Below are 22950 nucleotides of genomic sequence, written 5' to 3'. Positions count from 1 at the left end.
ACATGCCGTCAGGTACGCGCCGAGGCAGAACCGCCCGAGATCACCGGCGCTTGCTCAGACGTCTCGTGGTACATCACGCGATTGCGGCCGGAATGCTTGGCCAGATAGAGCATGGCTTCGGCACGCGCCGTTACCGTCGCGCAGGTGTCCTCAGGCGCAAACATGGTGATGCCAAAGCTGGCTGTCCGGCCAGCACCCAGTGGGTCAAACGGCCAGACAATGTGCGAAAACGCGTTCTTCACCCGGTTCGCCAGCGCCGCTGCGGCCTCCAGATCGTGATCCTGCACGATCACGACAAAATCATCGGCACCTGTCCGCCCGGCTTCGCCCCGAGAATCCACCGCGAGTTTCAAGAGCTGCGCCATGCGCACGATCACGGTGTCGCCGGCCTCGTGCCCGAAACTGTCATTGATCCGCTTGAATTGGTCCAGATCCACACGAATGACTGCCAGCGGCAGCTTTCCACGCGCTGATTTACGCAGCCGCGTACAGGCCTCTTCCATGCCACTACGGTTCAACAGACCGGTCAACGCATCGGTTTGAGACACCAGGCGCAGTCTGTCCATCACGTCCAGACTGACCGCCAGCAAGATGGCAAAGCTCAGGCTGACCGCGATGATTCCGCCCGTCAGCTGCATCATGAAGCCCCAGATCGATGCCCGCCAGGCACCTGTTTTATGCCCCATTTCTGGCGCAAACAAATACCCTACACATTCCAGGAACAAGGCCGCGCAGACCACCGCAAAAGTCACGTACAGCACCCGGTCGCCCTTGCTCAGCGGGCGCGCATCCCGGGACAACAATGCTGTCAGCACGATCAGCACACAGCCGCTTTGTATGGCAAAGGTTTCCAGACGGACGCTGTGCCAGACCGCCAGACACCAAGCGGCTCCGGCGATAGATGCCGCGATGATCCCGGCCTTGATTCGCCACTTGGGCTTCGCTGCAAACCGGTGCGATAACGCAGCCGTCATGCCCACCGTGCCCAGCATCAGGAACAAGTCTTCAAGCAACGGCTTGAAGATTGACCAATGATCCAGCCGATACGTCATCAACCCATAGCCGGTTCCCAGCAGACAAAACGCCGACGCCCAGCGGCGTGTATCAAAACCGAATTTGCTGAGAATGAAAAAGCCGATCCCCGACAACCAGAATGCCAGCGGGATCGACCATTCGAGAATCGTGGAAATCAAAGCGGGAGCACCATTATCAAGGCCCGCCGATTTTTATATAACCAGCTCTTGATAGGTGGCGCTTCCGGGCCAGACCTGCGGAAACCCTGCCAGAACTGACAGGGATAAATAAAATCAAAGTGCCATCAACGCAATCAGGCTGTCATATGACAGTGTCATGTGGTGCCATCAAGCAGCAGAAGGCAGCACTGGCTCGCAGCGCACGTCGGTCAGCACCGAATTGGCAATGAAACACTGCTCGTGCGCCTGGTGATGCATGGCATCCAGCTGCGCGCGATCAGGTTGGCGCTCGCCAGAGAAACTGACTTCCGGGCGCAGCGTTACCGACAACATCGCCACCTTGCCCTGCGCGTTGGCCCCCATCATGCCGCTGGCATGATCGACATAGCGATCCACACAGAACTTACGCTTGGCGGCGATGCCCAGGAACCACAGCATGTGGCAGCTGGCCAGGGACGCAACAAAGGTCTCTTCCGGGTCTACAGCCGTTTCGTCCGACATCGGCAAGGGCACGACATGCGGGGATGATGACCCCGGAATTTCCACACCGCTATCGAACGAAATCAGGTGACGACGGCTGTAGCGATTGTCCAGAAAATGCTGATCGCCACGCGACCAGACGACATTGGCGGTGTATTCGTGCACAGAAGCGCTCCGGTGGGATGAGCTGGAATCATAGCGGCCATCGGGGCTTGGCGGCCGTAAATTGCGGAAGACGGCCATTGGAGTAAGGCAGGTAATGCCAATTCAGGTGCGCCAAGTCCTGTTCGTCCAGCTTATCTAACAAGACCGCCAGCGCGGTGCTGACGATATTGGTGGCCAGTAACTGCCCCGGGCAGGCATGGGCACCCCGGCCAAAACCGAATATGCGCCGCTGCGGTCGATCAAGCCTCAAGGGAACCGGCTCGGAGGCTGGCCGGACGCGACACGCCGGGTGCTCGAATATCTCGTAGACAGTCGATGATCGCGCGGCGATCCACAGGCGCAGATCATCGTTGTAGACCAGCGGCGCGCGGGTCAACAGATGCCGGTAATAGGGATACGGGTTGCGGTGCGAGGCCGCATCAAGGGGATGATTGGGATGCATGGGCCGGATTGTCGATGTCCTGACACCCGCTCACTTCGTTGACCGTCACAGCACGCATGTCAGCATGCTTACTTACGCAAAATAACTACACAACTTAGCTGCACAACATCCCTGCACAAGCGGCGCGATATCCTGTCGCCAGCCCACACGATTTTATTGAAGGTCTTGCCCCATGGCCGACGAACCATTCACCCGACGCATGACAGTCACCACGACCCGAAGCTGGAATATCAACGGACTGTCATCCTCGCGGCAAGGCAGCGTTGAAAAGTTCGAGTCCAAGGGGAACGGCGCAGGCCCCAATGACACATTCTCGGCAGAGATCAAGGACGGGTCAGTGCTGGTCAACGGTACTTGGTACGACAGCATGGACGCGGTGCCGGCGGCTGACCGCGAGCGGATTGAAAGCCTGCGCAAGGGTATGGACGCGGATGGCAATCTGAAGCAATTGCTTGAGCAGGTCACGGCCATGGCTGCGGCGGAGAGTCAGAGCGCCGCAACGAGCGAAATAGGCGCGTCCCCGGCTCGCCAAACGATGACAGACCCTTCCCTTGCACCCGGTGCGGTGCCGCAGACCAGTGTTGCCAAACGCGTCGCGCAAGTGCTGTTGGCAGTGCTGTGTGTTGCGATAGTCTGGGTGGGTCTGCGGCAATTCGGGGCGGTCTGAAGATCGGCGTTCGTTCGCGGTTCTTTCTGCCTTTCCTTCCGATTGCGATTTTCTCTGATCAGTACCCCGTCATCTCCAGATACCCACGCCCACCAGCACTGCCTGTCAGGCTGACCGGCCCCTCCCAGTACGCAAACGATGTCCCCATCCACGCGCGTGGCTGGATCGCCTCGGTCTGCACATCAAGCTTGAAGTCGGGAATTTGCACCCGCCAGCGGGTAGGCACTTTGCGCTGGTTGTCCTGCGTGGTCGTAGCCTGATCGGTCAGCAAAATCTGGTCGCCGCGCAAAGGCTGCGCTTTGCCGTCTGGCGTGATCCAGGTCCCCGCACGGTAAGGCTTGCCGTCTGACTGACGCACCTGGAACAGCATTACCTTCGCACCGCTATCCAGGTGCAGCGAGAACCAGTCCCAGCCCTGCTGCGACTTGGACAAAGGCTGGCTGCTCCATTCGCGATCCAGCCAGGCCTGGCCTCTAACCCGGTGCTTTTTCCCGTCGCGTTCGACCTCGCCTTTCACCTGGTAGAACGGTTGACTGTAGTAGTAAGAAGCCTGCCCCTGCCCTGATTTTTCGCTGTATCCCTGATCGCCGTGCTGCACCAGCGGCCCCTGGGCAAGCAGTTCCAGCTGATAACGGAAATCCTTGCCCGCAGCCCGCATCTGAAGCTGGTCAATGCCCTCGCCACCCGTGCTTTGCAGCGCCCAATCATCGATCCAGGCCTTGAAGGGCTGGGCCTCGACACCAGCTTGCCCCACGCCGCCACGCGCCAAGGTTTCCGCAAACTGATGGCCGTTCGGGCTGCTCAGGGCCGCGTGCCCCATCCAGACGTTCGGACTGTTCCAGCCGGCCTGTTCCTGACCCGGGCGCAAGGCAGAACGGAACAGCGTCCACTGCACACCCCAGTCCTGGCCAGCCTCATCTTTCAAGTTGGCCGTGATGTACCACCACTCGATGCGATAGCCATCGTGCTGCCCATGATCGACCGGGAATTGCAGCACCCGACCACGTTCGACCTTGTTGAAGTCGCCGGCCTCCTGGCCCAGCCCGGCAAACCCACTGGACGGCGCAGACTTGTCACCGCACGCTCCCAACAGCAGGCTTGCCAGCAAGATCAGGCACAGCCCGAAACCCCGCAGGGATCTTGTCGATCCACGCATCAACATATCAACGCTCATCGGCAAACTGCCTCAACAAATCTGCGGGCTGGCGACGCGCCACCTGCCACAAGGGGCCGGCTGCGGCCAACAGGCTGGTGAACAGGCCCAGCAAACCCAGTCGCAACAACTGGTCGGGGAATATCTGCAAGGGCAATCGCCACCCAAAGGCCTGCACGTTCAGCACCGCCACCATGCACCACGCCAACAACAGGCCCAGCGGCATGGCCAGCAGCACGGTAAGACCAGCCAGCATCAAGGTCTGCCCCAGACTCAACCAACCCAGCCGCCCACGATTGACACCCAAGGCCCACAGCGGTGCCAATTGCGCCAAGCGGCTATGCCCAAGTGTCAGCAGGCTGATGAACAAGGCAATGCCCGCCACCGCCAAGGTCAGCGCATTGAGCGCACCGGTGGCCGCAAACGTGCGTTCGAACACCTCGGTAGACCAGCGTTTCAGCGAGGTCTGGTCGATCAGGCGGGTGCTGTCCAGACCAAAGCGCTGTTCAAGCTGCGCGCGCAGCGGGTTCATCTGGTCTGGCATGACATGCACACCCAGATTGGCCAAGGTGGCATCTGGCCAATATCGACGCAACCAGTCTGCGTTCAGCAGCATGTGCCCGCGCGGATTGCCGTAGTCCGCGTACAAGCCCACCACTGTCAGCGTTTTCTCACCATCCACGGCGGGTACCTTCACGGTATCGCCCAAGTCCAGCTTCAAGCGCCTGGCGAACTGCTCGCTCAGCATCGTGCCCTGCCCCGCAGCCAGTTGCGACCACGCGCCGGTGGTCTGCGACAGCAGCGGCCACTGCCTGCGGTAGCTGGGGTCGTCGACCACCCCTTCCACCTGCACCGGCCAGCCTTGCAGACGTTGATCGATATGCCAACGTGGCAACACCAGCGTGACGCCCGGCTGGGTCTTCAGCCACGTACTGATCTCCAGCGACTGCGCGGTGTCACGCGGCGTCAGATAAAGATCGGCAGACAAACGCTGGTCCAGCCAACCAATGAAGGTCTTGCGAAAACCTTCCGTCATGCTGCCCACGCCAACGCTTGCGGCCAAGGCCAGCAACAAGGCCATCAAGGCGAGTGATACGGCAGGCAACTGCTGACGACTGTCCGCCACGAACCACTCGGACAGCGGACTGCGGCAGTAGCGGGACAACACCGCCAGCGCGCCGTCCAGCAACGCGGGCAGCGCCAAGGCCCCGGCCAACAAGATGGCACCCAGCATCAACAATGCGCTGAGCAGGCTGTCGCCAACGCGCCAGCACAGCGCTGCAAATACGGCCAGCAGCACCGACACCATGGCTTGCCGCTTCAACCACACGCTTTGCGCCAGCCGCCACGCCTGGGCCTGTGCCAGCGCCAGAATCGGCAGGCGCGCCGCACGCACCAGGCTGCTGCCACCGGCCAGCAAGGCACCCAACAGACTGATGGCAATGCCTGCCAACCACCACTGTGGCGACAAGCTGAGCTGCCCTGCCACTTCGGCACCGTATAAGCCGCGCAGGCTGGCGGCGACATTGCCCAGCAGCACACTGGCCAACAGGTAACCGCTGGCCACGCCTGCCAAACCACTGAGTACAGCAAACAGGCCCAACTCGATGGCCAGCGCCGTGATCAGACTACGCAGACTGATGCCGCACGCCCGCAAAGTACGCAACAGGCCACGGCGCTGTTCAAGCGCCAGCCCGATGGCCGCGTTGACGATAAACAGCCCGACGATAAAGGCCAGCATGCCCAAGGCGCGCAGGTTCAGGTGGAAGCTGTCGGTCAGGCGTTGCAGGTCGCCGCTATCAGAAGACTGGCGTATTTCCAGCGGACTGGCCAAATCGCTTGGCAGCTCGGCTTGCTTGGTCAGGGAATCGGTGCCGAGCAACAGCCGCGACAACTGCCCTGGCGCTTGCAGCAGCGTCTGTGCGTGCCCGATATCCATGATGACCACACCCGGGGCCAACTGGGGATGAACCTGCAAGGGCGGCAAGCGCTTGCCCTCGGTGGTGACGGGTTGTTCACCCGCGTTGAAACCCAGGCGTTGCAGGGTATCTGGCGCAATCCACGACTGGCCGGGTTCGCCCATGAACGGCCCCAGATCCAGCGAACTGCCTGGCTGACCGGCAACAGATGTGCCGTGCGGCAGGCTCAGTGGTTCGATGCCCAGCACCTGTATGCGTGCGGTGTCTTCGCCACCGGCGAATCTCACACGCCCTTCCAGCACGGGCGACACCTGCCAACCACGCTGGCGCAACTGCACATAAGCAGCTTGATCGAAACGCTCGCCCTTGCTGGGCACGATCTGCGCCTGCGACGGCCCACTGAGCACTGCGCTGGCACGTGCGTAATCGGCGCGCGCTTGGCTGTTCAACGCTTCCACGCCGGTCCACAAAGCGGTTGCCAGCCACAGGCCGGTAAGAATGCTGAAGAACTGCAGCGGGTGCCGTCGCCAATGGCTCAGCAGCGCGGCAAGGGTAATGCGCAGCGTTGCCATCATGCGTCCTGCGCGGTGACAAGGCCCAGATGCAGATGCAGACTGCGTGACAGCCGTGACGCCAGCAAGGCGCTGTGGGTCACCATCAGCAGGCTGCTGCCAGCTTCAGCCACCAATTGCAGCAACAAGGCAATGACAGCCTCGCTGCTGGCTTCGTCCAGGCTGCCAGTCGGTTCGTCAGCCAGCACCAACGCAGGTTTTGCCGCAAGCGCCCGGCCGATGGCGACGCGCTGCTGCTGCCCGCCAGACAGCTGTTCCGGGTAGCGCTGCAACAACTTGCTCAGGCCCAGCCGCTCGGCCAGATAATCGACCCACTTCGGATCATGACGCCCCGCCAGTCGCGCCTGGAAAGCCAGGTTCGACGCCACCGTCAGGCTGCTGATCAGGTTGTACTGCTGGAACACCAGGCCAATACCTTCGCGCCGCCAGCGCGCCAAGTCTGCTTCGCGGCGGCCATCGAGCGGCACTCCATCGACCAGAATGCGCCCGCTGTCAGGCCGTTCCAGCCCGGCCACCAAGTGCAGCAGTGTGCTTTTGCCGCTTCCCGATTCTCCCATCAGGGCAAGGCTCTGGCCCTGCGGCAGTTCCAGGTCAACGCCGCGCAATACCGGCAACACGCCTTGGGCGGTGGTGAAAGACTTGCAGACGTTCTCGACAATTAGCACGGGGACTCTCGTAGCGCCGGGACGGACAGAATAACCGGCCGACGTGATGGAATTTTTGGGGCGGAAGGTTGAAGACAGCATTCTTGAAGGCTGAATCCTTGCGCTGCGCGCCTTCACCATTGGTTTCAGCGGGGCGGCATGAACGCTGCTGAAGTGCTGCCATCGCTACATTCCGACGGAGCAACACCTTGCGTATTCACCTTTTGCTTGGCGCACTCGCACTCAGTACCACCATGGGCGCACATATCGGCGCACACGCCGCCAACGGCGACGACTTGCTCAGCAAGCAATATTCCGCGTGCATGGACAATTCAGGGGGTGTCACCGTCAAGATGCAAGACTGCATCAGCGCGGAAACCAAACGCCAGGACGTAACGCTCAACGAGGCCTACAAAAACGTGATGGACGCGCAAACCCCGGCGCGCAAAAAGCAGCTGACCGAGGTGCAGCGCATGTGGCTGAAGTATCGGGAGGCCAACTGCAAATTCTATGCAGATCCGAATGGCGGCACGCTGGCCAGCGTCAGCGCCAATGTGTGCTTCATGAATGCCACCGCCAGCCGCGCGGCAGAGCTTGCAGGCATGGTGCAGCGGTAAGGGAGTTGGGCAGAGTAAAAGGCCAGGCAGGTTCGCCATTGCGGCGAACTGTGTTCATGCATGACGAACAATGCCGGCCGCGCCCTGACCTAGTCTGGCGGCTGTCCAACACCGCCAGGAAAACTGCATGTACGTCATCACCGGAGCCACCAGCCGAACCGGCTCGCAAATCGCCCGCCATCTGCTGCAACAAGGCAAAGCTGTTCGTGTGATCGGGCGCAGCGCCGCCCGCCTGCAAGACTTGGTCGACCTGGGCGCACAGGCTTTTGAAGCAGACCCCGCCGACGCCCAGGCACTTGTACAAGCCTTTCATGGCGCAGACGCCGCGTGGGTCATGCTGCAACCCAACTATGTGCTGGACAGCCCCGACTTCCGGGCGTTTCAAGACAGCATCATCGCCGCCCTGTCGGAAGCGCTCGCCGCATCATCCGTCCAACACGTGGTTGCGTTAAGCAGCTGGGGTGCAGGCTTGTTCCGTGGCAACGGCCCCGTGGCGGGGTTGCATGCCATGGAGCAGATGTTGTCCAGTCATGACGACTTGCATGTGATGAACCTGCGCGCCGGCTACTTCATGGAAAACACCTTGCCGTTTGTGGATTCGATTCTGTCCCATGGGGCGGTGCTTAGCCCCTTCAACGGTGATCTGAAGCTGCCGCTGATCGCTACGGAAGACGTCGCGCAAGCCGCCGCAGAACACCTGCTGTTGCGGGACTTCAGCGGCAAGCACGTGCAGGAGCTTCATGGTGCAGAAGACTTGAGCTTGTTGGAGGTCACAAAGAAGATCGGCGCAGCCATTGGCCGACCCGATCTACCCTTCCGGCAGATCACCGAAGCAGCATTCGCCCAATCGCTGCGCGAGGCAGGTGCTTCCGAGAACATCATCGGGCTGATGACCGAAGTCGTGGCCGGGATCAACAGCGGATTGATTCGGGCGGAACAGCCTAGAGGCGCGCAAAGCACAGGGTCGGTTCACTTCGAGGACTTCATGCGCGACGCCCTGCTGCCGAAGCTGGGTCAGTCGTCAATCAGCCCCATCACTGGAAAGCGGGTTCTGCGCCACCAGCTCGGTTAGCCACTCGATGAACACCCGCACGGCCTGCGGCTGGTGTTGCCGACTGGCGTACACCACGGACACTGGCATGGGTGGCGGGCGCAAGTGGCGCAGCACCTCACGCAGCCGACCGCTTTGCAAGTAAGGGCGAGCCAGGAATTCCGTCAGCTGGATCATGCCCAGGCCTTCCAATGCGCACTGTAGATAGGCATCGGTTTCGTTCACCAGCAATCGCCCGGGCAACGCGATTGCCGCGTTCTGCCCGTCCACCTGAAACACCCATTCACGCGCACGTCCTGTGGTGGCCGACGCGTAGTTCACGATCTCGTGCTGGCGAAGCTGTTCAAGATTTTCCGGCTCGCCATGCTGATTCAAATACGTCGTGGCCGCGCAGATGATCCACTGCAAGCTGCCAAGTGACCTGGCAACCAAGCTGGAATCCGGCAGCGGCCCAGTGCGCACTGCGCAGTCAATGCCTTCGCCAATCACATCGACATTGCGGTCATTCAGGCCAAGGCTTATTTCGATGTCGGGATACCGCTGCTGAAATTCCTTCATCTGCGGCAACACCAATGCCCGCGCCAGCGCACCCGGCATGTCCACGCGCACACGCCCACGCGGCTTGGCAGTATCCCCACGCAGGCTCGCTTCCATGTTCTCCAGACCAGCCAGCACGTCGACACAATAACGGTGGTATTGCTCGCCCTGTTCAGTCAGGCTGAAGCTGCGTGTACTGCGTTGAATCAGCACCACGCCTACGTGTGCTTCCAGTTGTTTGACCAAGCTGGTCACTGAAGAACGCGGCATGCCCATGGTGTCAGCCGCACGCGTGAAACTGCCCGCATCAACAACGCGAAGAAAAACACGGATGGCGTGAAGGTGGTCCATGAAAGCTGCGTAGATGTGGGCGCGTGGCCGGCAGCTGATTCAAGTTCAGCCGCCGCGATTGCCTTGGATCAATTAACGCCCGGGTCTGCCTGCACCAAGTGCTTCCACGGGAAGGCGTTATGTGCAAAGTGGCTCACATACCCGCCCTGCGCAGCCTGGATCACCATGAATTGCAGCTTCTTGCGCAGAGATTGCAGGTGTTCCAGTTCCTCGCGACTAAGCCTTGTGTTCCGCAGCACCAAGACCTTCAGCTGTTCTCCGATCGGGCTTTTGAACAACTGCTCATAGGCGTCGAATGAAGTGACGTATGCATCTTCGCGATCCTTCGCCCACGTCATCTGCAGCTCGGTCGATTCTGTGAAGTCCAGGCTCGTCAGGCTGGGCAAGTTGCTTGCCCCGGCCAGGTTTCGAATGAAATTCTGCGTATTGAAATTTCCACCAATGCGCAGTGTCTTCAGATGTGGCAAAGCCTGCTGGAAGAAGCTTGCATCGGGCGCATTGGGCACGGTCATCTCGGTCAGGAAAGGCATCTTTGCGACCAGGCGAGCAATGTCGCCGCCTTCGTCCATGATGCTGCCGTCGTGAGAGATCAGCGAGCTATTGTGGTGATCAGGCTCAGTCGGCCGGATGTATAGCGAGCGCAGAATCGGAAAACTGACGTTGGCACGCAGTAAAGGTTCCAGCGTCCACTCCCGTGTGCCATTGGCACCCTCATCCGGCCCGGAAAATGCCAACGAGCTGATCACATCCGCAACGTCCTGACGGGCCAGGCAAGCCAGCGTCATGTCCAGCTCATCACCCCAGGTACCGCCAAAATACTCAACGTGCAGTCCGTTGCGCATGGGTGCCATGCTCAGGTACGAGTACTGCACCGCCCAAAGAGGATGGCTCGGGGATGTCACATCCAAATCGTATTCGGCGGCGGTTTCCTGCGCGACGCCGAGCAGATTCACTTGCAGTTCGAGCAGGCGTTGATAGCCGGGGGTAGACAAGGCATTGGTCATTCGCTGCACTCCAGATCGGTACTGCCGTGACTGTAATGGCGGTCGAGAAAAATCACGCGTTTTCAGCGTGCACGAGATGTAGCAAGACGCAAACGTCGCGCGTAGTGCGTTCTATGACTGAAGCGCCTGGTGGTATGCCACAAACTGTTGATCCGGCTTCCAGCCCCGCGATTCGTACAGCTGGTGAGCGGAGACATTGTCGACCGCAGCAACCAAGGACAGACGTACCGCTCCCAACTCGCGCGCGTAGGCTTCTGCCGCATTCAGCAAGTGAGAGGCGACCCCTTTTCTGCGACCAGCCTCACGCACAAACAAATCGTTGAGGATGAAAACACGCGCCATCGACACCGACGAAAAGATTGGATAAAGCTGCGTAAAACCCAGCGGCGTATCACCCTCGTACGCCAGAAAGATCACCGATTCACCATGATCGACACGCGCACGGATAAACGCACGCGCTGCTGGCAGATCACTTTCCCGCCCTTGAAACTGGCGATACTCGTCAAACAGGACAGCGCATGCATCCAAATCACAAAGCACGGCTTGGCGAACGGTGATAAATGGCATGGCGTGAACTCATCACAGTGGAGGCAGAGACTGAATTTATCATCCCTGGGTCTGCCAACAAGCAACGCTAGACGAACCGCCGGGGGCTTGCGTTCAGCTTCAGAAAGCAACCGGTACTATTACGGCAAAATCCGTCGATTTTTCAACGAAGCGATATTTCATGGACGACATTTTCAACGTATCGATGGGCCTGATGACATTGCTGGCTGCGCCCCTATTGCTGTCTTTTTGGCTGCTGCTGATGAGCGGGCTGGGAAGCTGGGTAGTCGAAGGTGCGCGCGATATGTTCCGACCGCATAGCCTGATCGAAGCGCAGATCGTGGACCAAAGAAAAATCAGCGCCCGCATTCATGCCAGAAAAATAAGCCGAATTGGCGTACGAAATATCTATCTTCTGAGATATGAATTCGATAATAGAATTTATGAGATCGAGTACTTGGTCACGGAAGAAAACAACGTAAATCTGGATAAGCAGGCGCGCAGCCTCACCCTTTACGTTCCGCACGACCAGCCAGGCAATGCCCGTGCAGAAGCGAATACTAGCCAACTATTCTATGGGCTGATCGCCATCGCGGCACTGATTGCTGCCAGCTGGATGACAGCACCTTTCCTGCTTTTCTGGAAACTCTGATGGGAACATTCTTCGAAGCGGTGTTTCTCGTCTTGCTTCTTGGCTTTCTTGGGCTGGCCTTCCTCGCCATGGTGGCGCTGTGCGGCCTTGCTTATTATTATCTCTTCAAGAAAATAGCGACATTCGCCCGACAGGCTTTGATACGCGCAACGGAAGCGCGTGTAACGGGCTTTGAGATTTCCATCCCTGATCTGACACAGAGCGATGCCAGCGATGCTCGCCCGATGATCCATTTGCACCTGGAGGACTCGATTCGGCAATCTCAGTTTTCGCTTGGCCCCGTGCCGTGTCGAGACGTATTCATTGCGCTTGGCGAACCCGAGAACCTGGCGGCCTGCTGGATGACCGACGATGACTGGCGTCAGTTGCTGCAGAATCGCCAGATCAGCGTCATACGCGATGCGCGCTCAAAGGGTGCAGTGCTTGCCACCGATATGCGTCAGCAAAAGCAAATGCTGATCAGCTTTCTCATCGCACTGGCCATCCTTGCGGCGATGGCGGTGGCTCAGACGTAATGCATTAGCGCAGCAGATACATGACCAAGGCTGCCAACCAAGACAAGGCGATCGCGAAATAAACCAGCAGCAAACCCGAGGTCAGCTTTTCCGGCCACTGCTGGGCAATGCCAAACACGCGGCCCAAGGTCGCCAGCACAAAGCCACCGTTTGCCGCAGGCAAAGGCAGCAAGTTGAACGCAGCCAGCTTTGCTGCCACCAAGCCAAGCACCGCCAGAAACGGCAGCCCAGCCAGCACCTGTTCCGCCTGCGCCAAGAAAGCCTGCGCCTTCACACGCGGCGACGCAGCACCCCACAAGATCTGCACGAAGCCATCCAACACCAAGCGGATGGCTTCGGACTGCCAGATAGCAGCAGACAAGGCCACCAGTGCGATACAGCCAGACAGACCGATCAACATTTGCACCAACGCCGAGCGACCGTCAAAGGCATCGTGCATGTCGGACTCGTCGAGTTCTTCTTCCCGCGAATCCTTGAAGCGCACAGAACTGCCGAAAGAAAGCGCGCGGAGCGTTAGGCGACCAATGCTGAACGCGGTAGGTCCAAGGCCAATAGACACCTCGCGCACTTTGATGCCGAAGGCTGCTGCGCACAAGGCGATGACGAACGTGTGCAGCAACACGCACAACACGACGGCGCTCAACAAGGGATACATGATGGTCGATGAAAACAAGGTGTTCGGTGAAATCCAGCACCGGTTGAGAGGCGCTGACGGGCGCGCCATTCTAGCGGCCGCCTTCACCCGCAAGCGCCATCGCAAATCTTGGTAGCAATTGCTTTTATCGTGAGGGTGCCAATGGGCGCGCGAGGTATGCGTTTTCGTTCACCTCGGCGGTTTTTCAGCACCCGACGCTGCTACGTATTCAGCATCGCGTTCGCCGTGTCATCCTCACCCCGCGCACGCAAAGCCTGCACGATGCCCGCGCGGTCACGCGCGTCCTTGTTCTGACTGAGCTTGGATTTACCAACGATCTTCGTGATGTCGATCTCGATGCCGACGATTTCAGCCAACCGGCCATCGATGAATGCAGGGTCGGCATCGCCCATCTTCCAGGGCTTGGCCTCACCCATGCGCGCTTCGTGCGTGCGGGTCAACCGCGCCAGCAAGCCCCGCAGAAAACGCGCATCGTCCCGAATGGTGATCTTGCCGTGGACGTTCACCACCTGGTAATTCCAGGTGGGAACCTGACGATGCTCTTCATGCTTGCTGGGCAGCCAATTCGGCGACACATACGCTTGGCCCGCCCGGAAGATCACCAACACATCGTCGCCATCACAGGCGTCCTGCCAGACCGGATTGTTGCGTGCCACGTGCGCCAGCAACTTGCCCTGCCCGCCCGCTTGCACGTCGAACATGAACGGAAAATGGTTCGCATCCAAGCCATTCGGACCGTTCATCACCAACGCACCAAATGGAAATTCGGTAATGATGCGATGGAGTTCTTCGACGCGATTCTCTTCGAAGTGGGCGGGCAAGTACATGATGGTCCTCGGTGTTTCTCTTGAATGGCAGCGTTGTCGCTGCCCAGCAATGAAACACAAACTTTGATCCCATCCTAGAGCCGCTTTTGCGGAAATCGACCAAGCCATTGCAAGGCGGCGGTAGCACTAGGCTTGCTCTCGCATGATTTGGCGCTTATTCAGCCAGCAGCAACGCCCGAGAACCCACTACGCCCGGGAAACTCCGGCGACAAGGCGCGCGCATTCGGCATCTTCAACCACAGCCGATACATCTTGCGGCGCTTGTCTTCTTCCTCGAAATCCTCGAACGCATTGCGCGAATGAAGCACCGCATAATTATTGGCGAACTGCAGGTCACCCGGTTCCAGCATCATATCCAGCCGCAATTCCGGCTTCTGCATGGCGGCATCGAACGCGTCCAGCGCTTCCACTTCGACCTGCGACAAGGGCCGATTGTTCTGCTCGTGCCCAAGCTCGATGTACTGCCGCAAATAGCGACAGCTGAGCTTGCCCGCGTGGTAGCTGAACAGCGGCGAGCGCAGGTCCTGATCTAGGTGGGCGTAGAACATCGGGCGGTAGTAAAGCCCCAAGTATTCCGGGCTGTTCTTCAGCAGCTCGTTATAGATCGCCCCCACGCTGATCAAACTGCTGACCCCGCCCTGCTTCGCCTTGCGCACGCACAGCAGGCCCACCACGTCCGACGGGTCAGAGTGATACGGCAAGTACAGGTTGGTCTGATAGACGCGCGTTTCCTTCTTGGTCACGTCGCCGACGTGCTGCACCAAGCCCAGCAAATCACCCTTGGCGTTTTGCCGCACCGGTTCACCCATGTGCAGGCCAATGCCGTAGTTGATGATGTGGATCTCATCGTCGCTATAGCGTTCCACCGGCAACCCACGCAGCAAAGAAAAGCCGCGGCCGTTCTCCAGTTCTTCAGAGATGGCATCCAGCAAGGGCTTGAGCGTCTGGATCGGGAAATCGTCGGCAGAGAAATTCGGGAACGACAAGCCCCGTCGCTTCACTTCAGCCAGCGCCGCATCCAGTTCGGCAATCATGTCGGCTGACAGGTGCTTGATCCAGGACGTGTCGTTGACCAGGTCGGCACCGCGCCATGTGGCGGGACCGGTCAGGGGCTGTTTGAGGATGATGCTCATGTGGGAACTTCCGAAATCGTCATAGGGGTAAGGCTGCTTCTACCATGGACCACCGGGTTCCGGCCACTGCGCTTCGCCTCGTAAAGCAGCCGGTCAGCGCATCGGTACAGCGTTTCCCATTCGTCTTCGGGCAAATGGCTGGCAGCGGATTGGGGTCGAATGATGACGCGGAAGACAGAGGATTCTGCCAATGACCGGGCGTTGCGGAGTTTGTTTGCGCGGGTGTCGGCGATGCAGCTGGCGGGGTGGAGAATGGGCGGGTGGCAGGGCAAGCACTAGCTTGAAGCGGAACTAAAATCGCAGGTTTGGCGATTTGGGTGAGCGATTCACGCCCTGCTCACCTCGACCATATGCGATCTGCCTAGGACATCAAGCTACAAACGGCGTTGAAGCACGCAGACATGCCAAATAAGCTCATGTGTGATGGAGCGGGCATTCTGCAGCTCTAAAATTCACCAGTTAACGATGCCGACGATCAGTGCGTTCTACGGAATTTTGATCAAGATGTACTTCCAGGATCACGCACCACCTCATTTCCACGCGCTGTATGCTGACGCAGAGGCGCTGATAGACATCAGAACGCTTACCGTGATCGAAGGTCAGTTGCCGCGCAGAGCCAATGCGCTTGTACTGGAATGGGCGCAAGAACATCGGGCGGAACTGATGGAGGATTGGAAGCTATGCGAGATGAGACAGGCACCGCGCAAGATTCGCCCGTTGCCATGAGCAAGAACCCACCGCCCTGGCATGTGCTTTCTGTGAGAGTGGTGTCAGCGTGGAAAATTGAAGTTGTCTTTCAAGACGGACTTCGTGGGGTAGCTGACTTGAAGGATTTGATTTGCTCAGAAGATGCGGGCGTCTTTGCCATGCTGCGCGATCTCAGCATATTTGCGCAAGTCTACGTTGATCACGGCGCGGTGACTTGGCTGGGCGAGGTCGACCTAGCGCCAGATGCGTTGCATGCGAGCATCCAAGCGCAAGGTACTGCTTTGCAGACCTGAGCGTCTTCGACGACCTGGACATCGTTTCATGCGCTGCGTATGCAGAGCTAGCGGCAGCCGTGCTTTGCGAAGCTTTTAGGCCGTAGCATGCCGGTCTTCTGTGCACCCGATAGGCGCGCCGTCATGGCGTACTTCCCGGACGAGCATATGGACGATGTTATTGCGCGTTCATCTTTGAAGTCTTTACGCGATACAGGATCACGGACCCGGCCACGATCCGCAAACTGTTGACAAAGTCAAAGGTCGATGAGGATTACGGCGGCGCGGGCGTTTATCTGGAAGCGGACTTGAGGACTGGGTCTGTACCCTCGATAAGCGACTGAGTGACCACCCAAGACTTCTCCCACCCCAGCGTCCGCTGCGGTATTTCATTGGCCCGCCAGATGACGTCCGACAGGTCGCAAGAGGCCGCGCCACCACCCTGCTCCACCATCGCCGTGTACTGGAACACGAGATCGTTCATGCAGCCCAAGGTCTTGCGGCTATCGGTTTTGGCAAAGCGACCGGAAAGATAAGGTGCCACGGTTTTTTCAATTGTGGCGGCGTCAATGCCTTTCATGGACAGCAATTGGCTAAGCCCTAGCAGGAACAGGGTGGGCAAAGTCTTGGTTGTGACTGGCGTTTTGCTCTTCTGGAGGACGAAGGAAAGAAGAGAAACCTCGCTCATGAACAAGAAAAATTTCGTCCGCCCCACCGAAAAACGGTGGACATACCAATGCCCCAACGGGGACAAAGCCGGCGATGCCTCGGCAAGCGCCTTCTTGTCGAGGCCAATCGCCTTTTGCACCTCGCCCGTGCACTTCAAATAAGACACGGCATCATTCAAAGCACTGCCTCCAAGCCCTTGCGCGCCAGCAGATCAAGCAGCTTCAGCGAAGCCCCGCTAGGGTGCTTTTCGCCAATCTCCCACTTACGTAACGTGGACGGACTTATGTTGAGCACCGATGCGAGCACCGTCTGGCTTAGCTGCAATCGTTCGCGCAACGCACGGATTCGCGCGCGATTATAAGGCGGAATTGGTGGGAGGCATAGCACCTCCAGCTTTTCCTGCTTGCGCTTTTCGATGAAACCCAAACGGTGCAGATCACCAGCCGTCTCTTGGATCGCATCCAGAATTCGGCTTTTTGCTTTGGGCTTAGTCATGGCAGATCTCCTGTAATGCGCCGTCTTGCACCGCTGAATTCAATTGCTGTGCGGTCAGCGCCAGCAACTCCTGCCGCATGCCCGTTCCCTCTTCGTCCGGAGGGCGGGTGATCATTTTGCACTTATCTTCCGAGCAGGTAGACGATATTTGGCGAGGGTGCTGTTGAAGCCGATGACGCGGTTCACGATTACCGATCCGGTGAGGATTCGAGAGTTGGTGGAACAGGTGCGCGTGGGAACCGCTGGGGGCGACTCATATCTCCAGATTGTTTTCTGATTGGATGCCAGAGGGGTTTGTACAGAGGGTTGTTACGGCGGCGCGAGCTTTGAGTGGGAAAATGCATTGAACCAAGAGCACGGTCAATAAGACTTGCACGTCCCCTTTAATTACGCCTACCTGAGGCAAACTATGGCTAAAATCAAATAAACTCCCAGTGTCATCACGTCAAATTTTCAAGAAGGCCTTTATGCCCCGACCGGATGGGACCCTCACTGACCATGAATTCAGTACAGTTGTACAAAAATTAACAAGCTTTTGGAACCGGCTTCCCTCTGGCAAGCCACCGTGCCCAACCTGTGGATCACAAGAATTTTTTATACATCCCGCTCTGCTTGCAAATCGATCAGACACCGTTTCCGTAATAGCCCCGCATAGTCGGCTACCTACAGTGGTGACGTACTGCAAACAATGTGGGCACGCGACCCATTTCGTAGCACGTGTTCTGGGGATCGACGTTTTAACGACGGAAAGCAAGCCTGATGAAAAACGGTCTTGAAAGAGGCCCCTCCTCCCCCAAGGAAGTACGGTTCGCCATGTTTCTGGCCGGCGAGAGGTGAAGGAGTACGCTGTCACAGACGAAACCTTAGATAACATCGGAACATTACGTACTCATGCAGCAACTTTCCTGTCGCTTGGATCAGCGTCGATAGGATTCTCAGCAAGTATCTGGCTAACATTATCTACAGCTGTTGATTCCATCCCGCCAACCACTTACGCAACTTGGACCGCAATAAAGATCACCAGCATCTTATTCGGCTTATTTTGCATAGCCTATTCATGGAAATTTTCATCAGAAAATAGCAACCTTCTGCAACGAATAAAGCGAGAAACTATTCACAAGACCGAAACCACCGACTAGCTCACAATAAATGGCTACAACAAACCACTCCCATATCTGGCGCGTGTTACGAACTTCCCGCTGTGGACAGTATCTGCGTAGCGCGCTGGACAAAGCCTTCTTGGCGTCAGCCAGCTTGACGATCTGCAAGTCGATGTCTTGTGTCTATGCGGCCTGCTTGACGTTGTTGCCTGCATTACTGCCGAAAAGTCATTACATATTCTTAAGCAAATCGCACCACGCTAGGGTGATACAAAAATCACGGCACGTCGAGTGCAGACCTGCTGTCAATGCTAATATGTAACGGATATTTCTTCGAAACGGGGGTGAGGTTGTGGCCATAACAATTCATACGGTGTCCAAACTATTTGGATTGGCAGCGGGGCGGTGCAGCATTTGCAAGGAGCCTGTCGTTAAGCACCGCGTGAAAATTGGAGAGATGGCGCACATCATCGCCAAAAATACTGGAGGGGCGCGCGGCGATCTTCCGTTTAATGGACATAGAGACGACTACGAAAATCTTATTCTTTTGTGCCCGAATCACCACACAGAGGTTGATAACGATGAAGCCAACTATCCGCCAGAAAAGTTGCATCGTTTAAAAAATGAGCACGAATACTACGTGAGTCAAGTGTTCAAGCATCGAACGCAAGCGCGATCGATGGATATTGGTGCGCTTGTGGGATTAATGAGATACTTACCCCTTATCCAAACGCCTGCCCTAGTGGACGGATTGCCTGCAATCTTCAACATGAATCTCTTTACCGTGGAAGAGGTCTGTGAGAATTTCGGCAAAGACTTTCCGCACTGCCGCCCTTTCTTTGACAGCCACTTAGAAGGTCACTTCTACGCATTCTGGTCTGATCTCTGCCACTTAAACAACTACGTTCGGGCAACCAGCTACAATCACAGTGCCTTGTATAAGATTAGTAATGGTGACTTTAAAAATTTACACATATCAAGAAAGCTGACCTATGAGCAGCGACAGGAAGTAAATCAAGATATTGAGGATTGCCTCAACAAACTCCTTAAGAGCTACGACGGCCTTTTGCAGTTCCTGAAATACAACTACCAAGAAGTTCATCTGGCATCTTTTATTGGCTGATAAAAAAATGGGCTTTTATATATCAACAGGCATCTCAAATTAAATTATTTGCCGATCCGAAAACAGACTAACATATAGCTCATTCGACAGACATCAAAAATTAGACTTTTACCTGGAAACTTATGTCCGAAAAATATCAGTTCGAACACACAAATATTGGCCCGATTTCCGCAAAAAACATAACAGCCATCATCACGGGAAAATTCCGAGCCAAATCGGTCGACCAATCAGGAAACCCGTCAGACTACGAGGAAATTATTCAGTTAATTTTCCCTAACGGTGCAGTTGAAGAACTACCTGCGTCAGAGGAAAATCGTAAATATGCAGCAGCGTTGACAAAAGATAAATTAAATCGACTCAAGCAATAAAAATCAATTTATTGACGCCGTGTGAATACTCGGCTTGCCTTGGAGCTTAGATGGAAAACAGGCTCGAAGAAGCTTTTCGTGCAGCGGCACATGCCGCAGATCGTGCCGTCAGCGCTGCTATGCAGAAGTATGCTGATGAACTAATCACCGACGAAGACGACATCACAGGGGCATTAATAGGTCGGCTTGACTCCGCATTTGACCAGAAGATTGGTGGCGTCTCATGGTCCTCATCCATTCTTCGGCACCGTAAAGGAGTGGCAGCACAAGAGAAGAAAGCTGGCGCCGATATGCTGTTTCACGTTTCAATTAAGACACGCCAGCTAACTTACTCAAAAGGCGTTCTTATTCAATCAAAGAGGATTGATGATGGTGCAACGATGACCGTTGCAAGCCACAAAGAACTCGCCGCCCAGTGCGACAAAATGCTTAGCATTACACCGGCTTCGTTCGTTTTTAACTATACAAAATCAGAGATGCGATGTGCTTCTGCGACGAAGATCGCAGGAGCAAGCAGCCGTATTCTGCATGACTCTTGCAACCTGACATCATATCGGTTCTTCTTAGAACTATTCAGGTGTACAACTGGAGATCGGAATATAACTTCCGCAAAGTTCGACGATCTACAAATACCGAGAGGAATTGCGATAAAAGGGACTTTAGGATAGATAGCGCGCAAGTGGCTAGTCTCTAAAAGTACAACATTCGCAAGTGCTGCATTCCAATGGTTCCTGCGCCTTTCTGGTTGGCGCTCGAAGCCGACCCGCATATTATGCTCCCCTTGGGGATCAAACGCGGGCTTTCGTTCGACAGATAAAGACGACGTCCGAGTCGCTTGCTGTTTTCGATACTCGTCGCGCAACTCTGTCTTGAATGCTCGTCGCCGTAGCGCTTTACTGTACATCTTGTCGTCGTATACTTGTCGGCATAAACCCCGTCCGGTTTTTTCTCGGACGATCTCGTGAACCGCTGATCGGCTTGACGACATTATTACTGCCAAAAAACTAGAATCATATCGACGGGAATGACTTGACAAATTCGCCCGAAGCATACGACGCGCATGACTCAAACACGGCACTTACTGCCAAGCCCCCCCCAATTGGCTCTCTAACTAAGCATTGCTCCCATTCGACGAAACCATTCGCGAACCTCTCCATTTGGATCTCTTTCATCTAGCATTGCCGCTGTCATATATGGAAATGCTTGTTGAGCAAGCTTTCTTTTTGCGGTGGAGTCTTTGAGAGGTTTTCCATGGCCGACGTGTGCCGCAAACGCTTCTCCAAAAACCTTGGGTGTTGCTTTACCCCCAACTGGATGGTCCGTAACCTCGATGGCAAAGCTAAAGGCCTGCGCTATAGCAGCTTTATGCAAATAACTTTCAATTTCGTGCTTGGCAGTAATCACCGCCCAAGAGCCGTCTCCTCGCGCATTGACCTGCTTTACTGACTCAGCATAATCAGGTACGTCTGCATCGTAGATATGCACTTCGCGTTTATTTAGGCCACGCAAGTAATGCTGATTGACCCAATGTTCCAGAGTGCCACCGCCAAGAACAACGAAGGCCAGGCGTCCATCAAGGGCCAGGTTTGGTAAGGTCGAGTCAGATTGATGCAGTGCTTTGGACAGGGCTTTCAAAGCGAGAACGTCGGTGGGTCCTTCGACACAGACTAAAATTTGAACTCTACTATCAGGCGTTACTCCAAGTGCTGCTGCAACTTGGTCGAACACGTCGACTCCGGACTGGATCTCGGGCTTTTTTGTCTCAGAATCGCGCGAAACATATCGGATACTCTCCTGGGGAAGCGAGGAAGCAAACCCGGGGCTGTGAGTTGTCAAGAGCACTTGGCAACCAGAATCTTCTGCTAGCGCTTTAAATGACTCAATGAGAATGCGCTGATTGTTCGGGTGCTGCGCGGTCTCCGGCTCCTCGATGGCGTAGATGATGCTACGTTTAGCGCTGGTCTTAAGACGACGCTCCGCCTCTGCCTTAAAAAAGCTCACCAGAACCAACCGCCGCACACCGCTACCTCGCTTATTCAACGGTATTCCATCGTCGGTATTTAGGCCAAGGGCAAATAGACCTTGCCATTTTGATGCGGTAGGTGGGGTGAACTCAGGCACAAGTTCGCGGGCTAGATTTGGATCGATTGTGGCTAATGCAGCGTGCGTATTTAGCGCAATCTCTTCCGCCTTCTCGCGCACCTTGGCTTGAATTCGTGCAATGTCATCCTGAACCTCCGCAATGGCAGCGGCCACTGCGGCTTTCATAGGACTTTGGACCTCATCGTCGGAATCTCTGCTACTCCGATCGCTCTGGAAGAGCGCAAATATGGGCAAGTGTGGGTCGATTTGCTCCCAGATCCGCTTCACATCCTCCTTAGAACGACCTACCGGAATAACGACCTCTTGAAGTTGCAAATCACCGACGGCTTCCCAGATGGCGCGCCTCATTCCCGGATTTCCTTTCAAAGCAACTTTCAGTCCGAGATCCTTGACTTTCTTCTGAAGGTCTTTTTCTTTTAGTTCTAGCAAATTTCCACAATCGGCAGCGGTAGGATGGTAAGCGATGACTACGACATCTGCAGACGGCTTTTTGTTTGAACAATCGAAAATTTTCCGGATCTTCAGCCGCCCATCCTCAGCCAACAAGTATTCATCGGCTAAGGTTGTCTCAGCGCCAGCGTCCAGGGTAAGCGTGCGCGGGAGGTCCGAAAACTCGCAGGTGATTAGTACATTCTTATCGGCATTGTGAACGTGTGCATCACCTTGCTCCATTGACACGATATCCCCATTAAAGAATATCTCCAATGCCTCTAGGATCGTTGACTTTCCTATATCATTTCGACCGACAAAAGTTGTCAAATCGTCGAGCTCGACTCGAATCTCTTCTGCGTAGCAGCGGAAATTGCTAATGCTAACAGCCTCCAAGCGCATATCACCTCCCCCCAAGACGTATTCCAATCAGCCAAACCGGCTACACTTTGATAATGCCTCCCGCTATCAACGGAAGCAACGGAAATAGGAAATTCGACTCGGCGCCCCCACCGGAAAATAAAATCCATTATCACCCACGACCCAAGCAACCTCAAGAA

At 56.4% G+C, this 22950-nt stretch carries 26 protein-coding genes; 10 read left to right on the top strand and 16 right to left on the bottom strand.

Features of this window, described 5'->3' with window-relative positions; all coding sequences use genetic code 11:
* Positions 1-8: 8 nt before the first annotated feature.
* The 3 genes from FXN63_RS10625 to FXN63_RS10615 all read right to left on the bottom strand — a co-directional run bounded on the left by FXN63_RS10625 (position 9) and on the right by FXN63_RS10615 (position 2280).
* A complete protein-coding gene (locus FXN63_RS10625; protein WP_148814649.1) occupies positions 9-1193 on the bottom strand; it encodes a GGDEF domain-containing protein in 1185 nt (394 codons plus the stop codon).
* A gap of 168 nt (positions 1194-1361) precedes the next feature.
* Positions 1362-1838, bottom strand: a complete 477-nt coding sequence (locus tag FXN63_RS10620; protein WP_148814647.1) for an OsmC family protein — start codon at positions 1836-1838, stop codon at positions 1362-1364.
* A gap of 28 nt (positions 1839-1866) precedes the next feature.
* Positions 1867-2280: a hypothetical protein gene (locus FXN63_RS10615; protein WP_148814645.1), complete on the bottom strand. Its 414-nt coding sequence runs from the start codon at positions 2278-2280 to the stop codon at positions 1867-1869.
* Between the two features lie 172 nt (positions 2281-2452).
* Between FXN63_RS10615 and FXN63_RS10610 the strand changes: the two genes are divergently transcribed.
* The gene (locus FXN63_RS10610) at positions 2453-2947 is read left to right on the top strand and encodes a hypothetical protein (RefSeq protein ID WP_148814643.1); all 495 of its coding nucleotides are present in this window, start codon (positions 2453-2455) and stop codon (positions 2945-2947) included.
* Positions 2948-3005: 58 nt separating this feature from the next.
* Here FXN63_RS10610 and FXN63_RS10605 read toward each other — a convergent pair whose 3' ends face one another.
* The 3 genes from FXN63_RS10605 to FXN63_RS10595 are packed head-to-tail and all read right to left on the bottom strand — an operon-like array spanning position 3006 to position 7256.
* Positions 3006-4121, bottom strand: a complete 1116-nt coding sequence (locus FXN63_RS10605) for a lipocalin-like domain-containing protein (RefSeq protein WP_222864028.1) — start codon at positions 4119-4121, stop codon at positions 3006-3008.
* Positions 4111-6594, bottom strand: a complete 2484-nt coding sequence (locus FXN63_RS10600) for an ABC transporter permease (protein WP_222864026.1) — start codon at positions 6592-6594, stop codon at positions 4111-4113. Before FXN63_RS10600 ends, FXN63_RS10605 begins: the two co-directional genes overlap by 11 nt.
* Positions 6591-7256, bottom strand: coding sequence for an ABC transporter ATP-binding protein (locus FXN63_RS10595; protein WP_148814641.1), 666 nt, complete (start codon positions 7254-7256; stop codon positions 6591-6593). Before FXN63_RS10595 ends, FXN63_RS10600 begins: the two co-directional genes overlap by 4 nt.
* 188 nt (positions 7257-7444) lie before the next feature.
* Here FXN63_RS10595 and FXN63_RS10590 point away from each other — a divergent pair, with 188 nt between their 5' ends.
* Together FXN63_RS10590 and FXN63_RS10585 are read left to right on the top strand one after the other, a co-directional pair.
* Entirely contained in the window at positions 7445-7852 is a 408-nt protein-coding gene (locus tag FXN63_RS10590) for a lysozyme inhibitor LprI family protein (protein ID WP_246165097.1), read from the top strand.
* 127 nt (positions 7853-7979) lie between these two features.
* On the top strand, positions 7980-8924 hold the full coding sequence (locus tag FXN63_RS10585; protein ID WP_148814638.1) for an NmrA family NAD(P)-binding protein: 945 nt from the start codon (positions 7980-7982) through the stop codon (positions 8922-8924).
* On the opposite strand, the gene FXN63_RS10580 is transcribed toward FXN63_RS10585, so the two are convergent.
* From FXN63_RS10580 to FXN63_RS10570, 3 genes are all read right to left on the bottom strand, one after another.
* Complete coding sequence (locus tag FXN63_RS10580) at positions 8874-9791, bottom strand: LysR family transcriptional regulator (protein WP_148814636.1); 918 nt, start codon at positions 9789-9791, stop codon at positions 8874-8876. The two genes, FXN63_RS10585 and FXN63_RS10580, sit on opposite strands and share 51 nt — an antisense overlap.
* Positions 9792-9859: 68 nt before the next feature.
* A complete protein-coding gene (locus FXN63_RS10575; RefSeq protein ID WP_148814634.1) occupies positions 9860-10795 on the bottom strand; it encodes a hypothetical protein in 936 nt (311 codons plus the stop codon).
* 111 nt (positions 10796-10906) lie between these two features.
* Complete coding sequence (locus FXN63_RS10570; RefSeq protein WP_148814632.1) at positions 10907-11362, bottom strand: GNAT family N-acetyltransferase; 456 nt, start codon at positions 11360-11362, stop codon at positions 10907-10909.
* A 160-nt stretch (positions 11363-11522) separates the two neighbouring features.
* Here FXN63_RS10570 and FXN63_RS10565 point away from each other — a divergent pair, with 160 nt between their 5' ends.
* Positions 11523-11993, top strand: a complete 471-nt coding sequence (locus FXN63_RS10565; RefSeq protein ID WP_148814630.1) for a hypothetical protein — start codon at positions 11523-11525, stop codon at positions 11991-11993.
* Positions 11993-12508 carry a hypothetical protein gene (locus FXN63_RS10560; protein WP_148814628.1) on the top strand — a complete coding sequence of 172 codons (516 nt, stop codon included), beginning with the start codon at positions 11993-11995 and terminating at the stop codon, positions 12506-12508. Before FXN63_RS10565 ends, FXN63_RS10560 begins: the two co-directional genes overlap by 1 nt.
* A gap of 4 nt (positions 12509-12512) precedes the next feature.
* Here FXN63_RS10560 and FXN63_RS10555 read toward each other — a convergent pair whose 3' ends face one another.
* The 3 genes from FXN63_RS10555 to FXN63_RS10545 form a co-directional block, all read right to left on the bottom strand.
* Positions 12513-13181: a site-2 protease family protein gene (locus FXN63_RS10555; protein WP_187395167.1), complete on the bottom strand. Its 669-nt coding sequence runs from the start codon at positions 13179-13181 to the stop codon at positions 12513-12515.
* Between the two features lie 182 nt (positions 13182-13363).
* Positions 13364-13990, bottom strand: a complete 627-nt coding sequence (locus tag FXN63_RS10550; protein ID WP_148814624.1) for an FMN-binding negative transcriptional regulator — start codon at positions 13988-13990, stop codon at positions 13364-13366.
* 158 nt (positions 13991-14148) lie between these two features.
* Complete coding sequence (locus FXN63_RS10545) at positions 14149-15123, bottom strand: TauD/TfdA family dioxygenase (protein WP_148814622.1); 975 nt, start codon at positions 15121-15123, stop codon at positions 14149-14151.
* A gap of 465 nt (positions 15124-15588) precedes the next feature.
* Between FXN63_RS10545 and FXN63_RS10540 the strand changes: the two genes are divergently transcribed.
* Positions 15589-15849 carry a DUF4160 domain-containing protein gene (locus tag FXN63_RS10540; protein WP_148814620.1) on the top strand — a complete coding sequence of 87 codons (261 nt, stop codon included), beginning with the start codon at positions 15589-15591 and terminating at the stop codon, positions 15847-15849.
* Entirely contained in the window at positions 15846-16124 is a 279-nt protein-coding gene (locus FXN63_RS10535; protein WP_187395166.1) for a DUF2442 domain-containing protein, read from the top strand. The genes FXN63_RS10540 and FXN63_RS10535 overlap by 4 nt, the downstream gene beginning before the upstream one ends.
* A 271-nt stretch (positions 16125-16395) precedes the next feature.
* Here FXN63_RS10535 and FXN63_RS10530 read toward each other — a convergent pair whose 3' ends face one another.
* From FXN63_RS10530 to FXN63_RS27275, 3 genes are read right to left on the bottom strand one after another with little or no spacing between them, the layout of a single operon-like run.
* A complete protein-coding gene (locus tag FXN63_RS10530; protein ID WP_148814616.1) occupies positions 16396-16950 on the bottom strand; it encodes a DUF6933 domain-containing protein in 555 nt (184 codons plus the stop codon).
* Entirely contained in the window at positions 16947-17267 is a 321-nt protein-coding gene (locus FXN63_RS10525) for a helix-turn-helix domain-containing protein (RefSeq protein WP_148814614.1), read from the bottom strand. The genes FXN63_RS10530 and FXN63_RS10525 overlap by 4 nt, the downstream gene beginning before the upstream one ends.
* Complete coding sequence (locus FXN63_RS27275) at positions 17260-17382, bottom strand: hypothetical protein (protein ID WP_281290866.1); 123 nt, start codon at positions 17380-17382, stop codon at positions 17260-17262. The genes FXN63_RS10525 and FXN63_RS27275 overlap by 8 nt, the downstream gene beginning before the upstream one ends.
* 1358 nt (positions 17383-18740) lie before the next feature.
* Here FXN63_RS27275 and FXN63_RS10520 point away from each other — a divergent pair.
* The 3 genes from FXN63_RS10520 (at position 18741) to FXN63_RS10510 (ending at position 20526) form a co-directional block, all read left to right on the top strand.
* Complete coding sequence (locus FXN63_RS10520) at positions 18741-19490, top strand: HNH endonuclease signature motif containing protein (protein WP_187395165.1); 750 nt, start codon at positions 18741-18743, stop codon at positions 19488-19490.
* A 122-nt stretch (positions 19491-19612) separates the two neighbouring features.
* Positions 19613-19858, top strand: a complete 246-nt coding sequence (locus tag FXN63_RS10515) for a hypothetical protein (protein WP_148814610.1) — start codon at positions 19613-19615, stop codon at positions 19856-19858.
* 50 nt (positions 19859-19908) lie between these two features.
* Complete coding sequence (locus tag FXN63_RS10510; protein WP_148814608.1) at positions 19909-20526, top strand: hypothetical protein; 618 nt, start codon at positions 19909-19911, stop codon at positions 20524-20526.
* A 439-nt stretch (positions 20527-20965) separates the two neighbouring features.
* Here FXN63_RS10510 and FXN63_RS10505 read toward each other — a convergent pair whose 3' ends face one another.
* A complete protein-coding gene (locus FXN63_RS10505) occupies positions 20966-22792 on the bottom strand; it encodes an ATP-binding protein (RefSeq protein ID WP_148814606.1) in 1827 nt (608 codons plus the stop codon).
* Positions 22793-22950: the final 158 nt, after the last annotated feature.

The sequence above is a fragment of the Pigmentiphaga aceris genome, from assembly GCF_008119665.1.
GTDB lineage: Bacteria > Pseudomonadota > Gammaproteobacteria > Burkholderiales > Burkholderiaceae_B > Pigmentiphaga > Pigmentiphaga aceris.
The sequence above is the reverse complement of the archived record's forward strand: the minus strand, read 5'-3'. Positions and strand labels throughout refer to the sequence as shown.